Here is a 7285-nt window from a genome sequence, read left to right as displayed (position 1 = left end):
CGCAAAAGTGGAAATAAATTCAGGAGTATAGCGTTGAAATTCGACGTAATCATTCAGTTTGGAACGCCTCTTGAATCCCTTTTCTCTGAATTCCTCTTCCTGCGCCATTTGTTCAGAGGTTCCCTAACACTGTTGACCTCACCTATACCGGCGTTGTGACGGTTCACGAATTCACGATGCCCGACGGGACGAAAAAAGGGGCAAAAGGCGTTCAGGCAGACACTACGGACGCAGCCTTTTCCGGCGCGGAAGCATGGTTTTCACAGGTCCAGACTCCCGAAACACTCGGGGCTCCGGGAGCGCTGACCATGACCTCGAATCCGGCCAATAACGCGACGGGTGTAGCGGCTGGCGTACATCCCGCATTGACCTTCAGCAACGCGATCGCCGAGGATGCCGTGACGCTGATCAAGTCGGACGGGACGCTCGTAGCGGCTACCAAGTCCTACGACGCGGCGGGGAAGGTCCTGACGATCACGCCGACCGCTGCGCTTACCTCGGCAGGCGTATACAGCATCATCGTCGCGGGCGTCAAGGACGTTTACGGGCAGACGCAGGAAACCACGGTAATAAAGTTTACGGTAGCATGACGGAGGCATGAGGGATGGACATCGCAGAAGCTGCTCGGCAAGGCAAAGGAATAAGGCGCGCGGTATGGCCTGAAGATTGGTGCATTAAACCGACAAGCAGCGAACTTGCATGCGTGTTTTTTAGCAAAGAAGAGTCGGCCCCACGGTGGGAGCCGACAAAGGAAGATTTAGTTGCCAACGACTGGGAAGCGATTACGGAGCGCTAAACAATTTACTGATTGCTGCGCTGGTAACGCCTTCCGCAATTTTTTCGATTGCGGATAAAGAGAAATCGCCTATTTTGTTTCCTACAGACTTCACGGTTTTCCATCGTTCAGCGTCTCTGATCTTGTCAAGATATTGGTGGCCATCAAATGTCAGGTCAGAAACATAAAAGTTAAGTATCTTCCCACCGCCGTATGATGGGGTCGCGTTGATCAACTTGCCCTCGCTTAACTTTAATAGCGTATAGGCGATATCTTCCTTTGGGTATTTCGCTAATCTTTCTGACTCTGCAAGTTTTGACAAATAGGTATGACAAATCACAAGTTCAGAGTCAAGGCTTTGCATGCTTTCAATTGCAAGCATGATATCGCGAATGCAGTCAGGATTTAATTCCATATTCTTGTCTCCTTTCGCCATAATTCTACAACGAAAATGACGAGAAAGCAACAAAACAGGGCCGGTATCCCCGGCCCATATATGCGTATTCCGCGCGCGTGAACGCGGAGCACGGAAAATTAAATTGACGGAGGAATTTTAATGTTAAAAAAGCCGATTGAATTACATATCTACGATGATAACGGGGAAGTCAAAGAAACCTATAAGCTCTGCATCATTCCGTGGGGGATGATGAAAAAAGCAGTTTCCGTTTTTGACAAACTCAGTGAGAGCAAAAACGAAAGTGGAGATATTGATGAAATGACCGGATTTCTCTGCGATCTTTTTAAAAATCGTTTTACACCTGACGATTTGAACGAACATGCGGACGCAAAGGAAGTAATGGCCGCAATCAGCGCCGTATCGGCTGAAATTATCAGTACCAACCCAAACGCGGAAGCGGAACCGCAGAAGAAGTAAATTGCGGTTCCGTCACTTACGATGAGCAATGGTGGTGTGGCCCGGAACTCGCGATGATTGATATGCTCAAGCATTATACGCTGGAACAGTTGCAGGAAACCGATATAGACTTATTACTGCCCTTGTATTTTTGGTACTGCAAGGAAAAAGAAAAAGTCAGTGGAAATAATCCACTGACTGGTGACGAGAATATAGTCTATCGCGGCGGAAAGCCATACAAGGTGAAAAAAGCTGACGAAATTGGGAATGTTTTTTAGCGGTATTATCATAGTTGGTGACTGATTGGTCGGCTTGTAATCTTTTTTTGCAGTGCGTCTAAAAAATTTGAAAAATGCAATGTGGCTCCAACGATTTCAAAAGAAATTACACTCAAGTCTCTTGGGCTAGACATTGGATGATAGTTGATAACAAAGTATTCTTTTGTGGTACTCTTTTCTTTTTTCCCTGTTCCTGATACGCCACCTATAACAGCACCAAGAGGTCCAAGTAACAAATCTCCAACAACAGCGCGCCCTACCACGCTTTTTTTCTTCTCTGAAATTTCAGTTTCACTGATTTTTTCTGCCTTTATAATCTGGGAGTAGTTCAAAGTCAATGGCTCTGATTTTCCAAGCCGCGGCTCGATTGATATTTGCTGTTTTTCATCGTTTTGAACTAACCGAACCGCGCTCCCACTTGACCAGCTTTCAAATCCAGCTGCTAGGGCAAAATTAGCAGCTAAATTACCGCTTTTATCTTTTTTGCCGAAGATTGGCATTATATTACCCCCATTTGATTTAATTTTTCCTTATTATACCACCGCTTACATTGAAAAGGAAGTGAGACGATGTCTTCTGAAAACGATCTTACTGGAAAAATTGGCCTTGATACGACAGAATTTAAACGCGGGATCACCGAATTAAACAAGCAAATCAAGTCCATTGAAACCGGATTTCGCGCGTCCGCTGCCGTCATGGGCGACTGGAGCAGCTCTACGCAAGGGCTGTCTTCTCGTGTATCATCTTTGCAGGATAAGCTTACTTTACAGCGCAAGGCTCTCGATACTCTGAACTCAGCATATCAGAAAGCAGTATCTGAGCAAGGGGCTGACAGCAAGTCAGCGCAAAGCCTTGCTAAACAGATGTTTGATATGCAGGGAAAAATTAAAGGCACGGAAGGGCAACTGAAAAAATATCAGTCTGCCCTGCAGACGGCGCAAAAAGAAGAAAAAGAAAGTACATCATCTTCCGCAAAACTCGGAAAAGCGTTTCAAGACTTCGCGAAAAAATCAAAAGACTCTACATCAAGCGTGAAATCCCATTTTAGCGACTTGAAATCGTCTATCCTTGGCGCGTTTGCTACAATTGGCGCAGGTCTGGGGTTTAAAAGCGCCATACAGGGCATTTACAATCTTGCAGAGAGTGCGAGCGATCTTGTTGAAGCACAGAATGTTGTAGAATCCACTTTTAAAACAAGTGCGAAATCTATTGAGGCATGGACAGACACCACAGCAGAAAGTGCAGGGATCGGAAAGACATCGGCAACACAATGGTCTGGATTTATGGGTGCCATGCTCAAATCCAGCGGAATTACAGAATCGTCTGCCGCGGCTATGTCAAAATCGTTGGTTCAGCTGGCCGGGGACATGTCTTCTTTCTACAACGTGGGAACGGACGAGATGTGGGAGAAAATCCGTAGTGGCATATCCGGTGAAACGGAGCCGCTAAAACAACTCGGTATTAACATGAGCGAAGCCAATTTACAGGCTTATGCTATGTCGCAAGGAATCGACAAATCCTACAGCAGCATGTCCCAGTCCGAAAAAACCACACTGCGTTACAATTATCTGCTTTCCGTAACCAAAGATGCACAGGGCGATTTTGCGAAAACGTCAAACGATTCGATGGCGAACCAGTCCCGAATTTTTCAGATGAATATTGAAGACATGAAGCAGACCGTCGGTGCCGCATTTCTACCGATGATCAACGATATGTATAAGTCTTTGAATCCACTGATAAAAGAAATCGCTCCGCAGCTGGCACAAAAAGCAAAAGATGTAGCAAGTGCAATTATTGCTCATAAAGACGAAATCTTTCAGACAGTCAAAAATGCAGCACAGTCTGTAAAAGATTTCTTTACTTTTATGAATCAAAATGGTGGAACAATTAAAGGAATTATTGCTGGGATAGCGGCGGCATTTGTTGCGTGGAAGATAGCTGGTATAGTCGGCTCCGCTATATCAGCCATAAAAAAATTGAAGTTGGCCTTAGAGGGTGCTAAAACAGCCCAAGAGGCGATGAATATTGTGTTGTCTGCAAACCCAATTGGACTTATCGTTATAGCAATCGGAGTGCTTGTAGCGACGTTTGCAATCCTTTGGAATAATTGCGAGGGCTTTCGTAATTTCTGGATCGGTTTGTGGGACAAAATAAAATCCGCCGCGCAGGCTGTCGGCGACTGGTTCTCAGGCCCGTTTATAGACTTTTTTAAAAATGCCTGGTCAGGGATTCAGGGGGCGTTTTCGGCAGTCGGGAGCTGGTTTTCAAACACGTTCGGAGCAGCTTGGAACGGCATCAAATCAATATGGAGCGGCGTAAGTAGTTGGTTTGGGGGTGTGTGGAACAAAATTATCAGCGTGTTCAAGCCTAACCTGATTTCGGATGGTTTTAAAAACGCCTGGGGTGCAATTCAGGGCGTTTGGAATGCGGTCGGTGCCTGGTTTGGAAATGTATGGAATAGTATCATAAGCCACTTTAAGCCCAACATGATTTCAGACGTCTTTGCCGGCGCATGGAGCGCCATACAAGGCGTATGGGGTGGAGTAGCGGAGTGGTTTCAGGGAATATGGGACGGTATCATAGGAGTCTTTAAATCGGGAATCAATTTCATTTTGTCCGGAATCAACTTACTTATCTCCGGGCTGAATCGAATCCATTTCGACTTTCCGGATTGGGTACCGGGAGTGGGCGGAAAAGGATTTGGAATAAATATTCCTAAAATTCCATATCTTGCTTCCGGCGGGATCGTCGACAAAGCAACGCTGGCCATGATCGGTGAAGCCGGGAAAGAAGCTGTTATCCCGCTTGAGCATAATGCGGCATGGATAAAAGGCCTAGCCCAGGACCTTGCCGCGGCGCTCAACAGGGCATCAGTGGCGCCCGTGCAAACATTGCAGCCTGTTTATGCTGTGCCCTCGTCGCCCTCGCCGTCCGCTCAGACCTTTACTTTTTATCAGTACAATACCAGCCCGAAAGCCCTTACACCGTCTGAAACGGCGCGGCAGACGCGGAATCTTTTAAGGCAAGCAAGGTTGAAAAGCAGGTGATATTATGAAAATAGTCTGTGAAAATCAATCCGGGGAGCAGATCGCTTTCGGGTGGTTTGATCCCATTTGGATTGCATCAGCCGACGGCCTCGGAACGGAGTACAATGTCTATACGTCGAAAAATTCCGGGCAGGACGGCGAAAACTACAACGGTTCTGATGCGAAACTGCGAAACATCGTGATCGCATTGGACGTAAAAAAGGCTGATTTTCTGACACAGCGGAATCGTCTATATTCATTCTTTCAACCGCGCTCTGCCGGAACCCTGTATTACTATGAGGATAACGAATCCCGGAAGATTGCCTACTACGTGGAAAAGGTTGAACCGGGCGGCAATGATAATGACACGACGCGAACGTTGACGGTGTCATTGATCTGCCCCGACCCGAAGTTTTACGCGCTGGACGATCAGCTGACGCAGCTCGCCATTTGGCGGGGCGGAATTCGATTCCCGCTGCGCATCATAAATCCGTTCAAGGTTACAGAAAAAGTCAATACCCTGATTGGCAATGTTCGTAATGATTCCGCCGTCCCGATGGGCCTTACGGTCACGTTCCGGGCCTCCGGTACGGTCGTCAACCCGTCCTTGTACGATATTAACCGCCGCGAGCTGATGCAGATCAGCACGACGATGCACGCCGGGGACCGGATTGTCATCACGACAGGCGACGGCAACAAACGCATCAAGCTGATTTCCGGCGGCGTAACCACCAACATCAATAACAAAATGCTTTATCCCCCTAAGTGGCTGAAAGCCTACCAGGGGGATAATTTATTTCGGTACAACGCGGATTCCGGAATCGACAACCTGAGCGTGTCCATCCTCAGCACACAGGCTTATTGGGGGGTGTGATCGACGGAACTGTACGTGTATAACGCCGCGCTGGAACAGCAGGGCGTGCTCGACGGGTTTACTTCCCTGCGATGGAGAAGGCGGTTTTTTGAGCCCGGAGAATTTGAACTCCACGCGCCGGCGACCGCGGACAACATCGCGTTACTGGCCGAGGGCAACATTATCCATCGTCTGGACCGCGACGAAGCCGGAATCATCGAAGGAATTGAGATCGATACGCCGGACGATGGCAGTGGTGACGAAATTGTCGCGACCGGCCGGATGGGGTCAAGTATGCTGGATCAGCGTATCGTCACGCCGACGATCAATTTCAGCGGCACGGTCGAGGACGCCATGCGGCAAATTGTTTTCGACAACGCGATCACTGCCCGGCCTATTGCGGGGCTTGGTCTCGGTGTCGCCGGGGGATTTACGCCCACATGCGGCTTTCAGGCGACCGGAAAAGGCGTTCTCGCCGTCTGTGAAGCACTCGGCAGGGCCGCGCCGCTCGGATTTCGCGTCCGGCTGGACGCACCGAATAAGCAATGGGTGTTTGAAGCATACGACGGAATCGACCACAGCGTTACGCAGTCGGTCAATCCGTGGGTCGTGTTCAGCGGGGAAAACGAAAATATCAGTGGCGCGTCATACACGCTGGACAACACCGGATATAAAAACTATGCCTATGTCGCCGGGGAGGGCGAGGGCGCCGCCCGAACCATCGTCACGGTCGATCAGACAGGTGGCGAACCGCGCCGTGAATTGTGGGTCGATGCCCGCGACATGCAGCAGGGCGATTTATCGCTTGCGGACTATCAGGCGCAGCTTACTCAGCGCGGCGTGGAAAAGCTGGCGGATGCGGTAAAGTCGGAAAGTTTCAGCGCGAGTGCTGTGGATACGGAGAATTTTCAATATCTCACTGATTGGGACCTCGGCGACATTGTGAGCTTTGAGAAATGGGGGATCCTGCTGAATCAACGGATTACCGAGGTCGAGGAAGTCTATGAAAACGGGGTCGAAACGATAACACCGACCTGTGGGAATCCTCTGCCGGAAACTTTAGATTTAGGAGATGATACATAATGGCTGAAACGAGCGGGTTCTTCCCGGACGTCAACGGTGACCGGGAATACACATCGGATTTTCTGGCGAAATGGGTCGCGTCATTCCTGAGCAACGGTACGTATGATGGCGATCTTGCGGTTACGGCGGACGGCAGTACAATGGCGGTTTCGGTCCCCGCCGGAAAAGCATGGATCAACGGCTACTATTACCGTAATGACGGACCTATGACACTGACGGTAGACAACGCCGACGGCATTTTAAACCGTATTGACGCGCTTGTCCTGCGGTGGGACGTCAACGAACGGTCGATCACGGCGCAGGTCTTGACGGGGACATTTTCAAGCAGCCCGATTGCGCCGCAGATTACGCGCAGCGCGGAGCAGTACGACCTTAAACTTGCTGAGATAAGCATCCCCGCTGGCGCCACGGCAATCA

Annotated in this window: 9 protein-coding genes and 1 pseudogene; 8 read left to right on the top strand and 2 right to left on the bottom strand. The window is 49.2% G+C overall.

Annotated features, from left to right (window positions below; genetic code table 11):
- The first annotated feature begins 155 nt into the window (after positions 1-155).
- Both CAFE_RS20495 and CAFE_RS11875 read left to right on the top strand, forming a co-directional pair.
- On the top strand, positions 156-590 hold the full coding sequence (locus CAFE_RS20495) for an Ig-like domain-containing domain (RefSeq protein WP_156990774.1): 435 nt from the start codon (positions 156-158) through the stop codon (positions 588-590).
- Between the two features lie 14 nt (positions 591-604).
- Positions 605-796 (top strand): Thoeris anti-defense Tad2 family protein, encoded by a 192-nt coding sequence (locus tag CAFE_RS11875; protein WP_156990773.1) that lies wholly within the window; start codon positions 605-607, stop codon positions 794-796.
- On the opposite strand, the gene CAFE_RS11870 is transcribed toward CAFE_RS11875, so the two are convergent.
- The gene (locus tag CAFE_RS11870; protein WP_166525130.1) at positions 783-1190 is read right to left on the bottom strand and encodes a DUF2513 domain-containing protein; all 408 of its coding nucleotides are present in this window, start codon (positions 1188-1190) and stop codon (positions 783-785) included. The genes CAFE_RS11875 and CAFE_RS11870 overlap by 14 nt on opposite strands.
- Before the next feature lie 141 nt (positions 1191-1331).
- On the opposite strand from CAFE_RS11870, the gene gpG reads away from it, so the two are divergent.
- Together gpG and CAFE_RS11860 are read left to right on the top strand one after the other, a co-directional pair.
- Complete coding sequence (gene gpG, locus CAFE_RS11865) at positions 1332-1649, top strand: phage tail assembly chaperone G (RefSeq protein ID WP_156990771.1); 318 nt, start codon at positions 1332-1334, stop codon at positions 1647-1649.
- A gap of 53 nt (positions 1650-1702) precedes the next feature.
- On the top strand, positions 1703-1906 hold the full coding sequence (locus tag CAFE_RS11860; RefSeq protein WP_156990770.1) for a hypothetical protein: 204 nt from the start codon (positions 1703-1705) through the stop codon (positions 1904-1906).
- An 8-nt stretch (positions 1907-1914) separates the two neighbouring features.
- Here the strand turns inward: CAFE_RS11860 and CAFE_RS11855 are convergent, their stop codons facing one another.
- Positions 1915-2406, bottom strand: a complete 492-nt coding sequence (locus CAFE_RS11855) for a hypothetical protein (protein WP_156990769.1) — start codon at positions 2404-2406, stop codon at positions 1915-1917.
- A 69-nt stretch (positions 2407-2475) separates the two neighbouring features.
- On the opposite strand from CAFE_RS11855, the gene CAFE_RS11850 reads away from it, so the two are divergent.
- From CAFE_RS11850 to CAFE_RS11835, 4 genes and pseudogenes are all read left to right on the top strand, one after another.
- Positions 2476-4953, top strand: coding sequence for a hypothetical protein (locus tag CAFE_RS11850; protein ID WP_156990768.1), 2478 nt, complete (start codon positions 2476-2478; stop codon positions 4951-4953).
- Positions 4954-4957: 4 nt separating this feature from the next.
- On the top strand, positions 4958-5806 hold the full coding sequence (locus tag CAFE_RS11845) for a phage tail domain-containing protein (protein ID WP_156990767.1): 849 nt from the start codon (positions 4958-4960) through the stop codon (positions 5804-5806).
- 15 nt (positions 5807-5821) lie between these two features.
- On the top strand, positions 5822-6868 hold the full coding sequence (locus CAFE_RS11840) for a siphovirus ReqiPepy6 Gp37-like family protein (RefSeq protein WP_166525129.1): 1047 nt from the start codon (positions 5822-5824) through the stop codon (positions 6866-6868).
- Positions 6868-7285 (top strand): annotated as a pseudogene (locus CAFE_RS11835) (glycine-rich domain-containing protein); the annotation flags it as partial. The gene CAFE_RS11840 and the pseudogene CAFE_RS11835, both read left to right, overlap by 1 nt.

Origin of the sequence: Caproicibacter fermentans, from assembly GCF_009746625.1 — a bacterium.
Classification (GTDB): domain Bacteria; phylum Bacillota; class Clostridia; order Oscillospirales; family Acutalibacteraceae; genus Caproicibacter; species Caproicibacter fermentans.
Note: the sequence above shows the minus strand (reverse complement) of the source record. Positions and strands in the feature narration are given on the sequence as shown.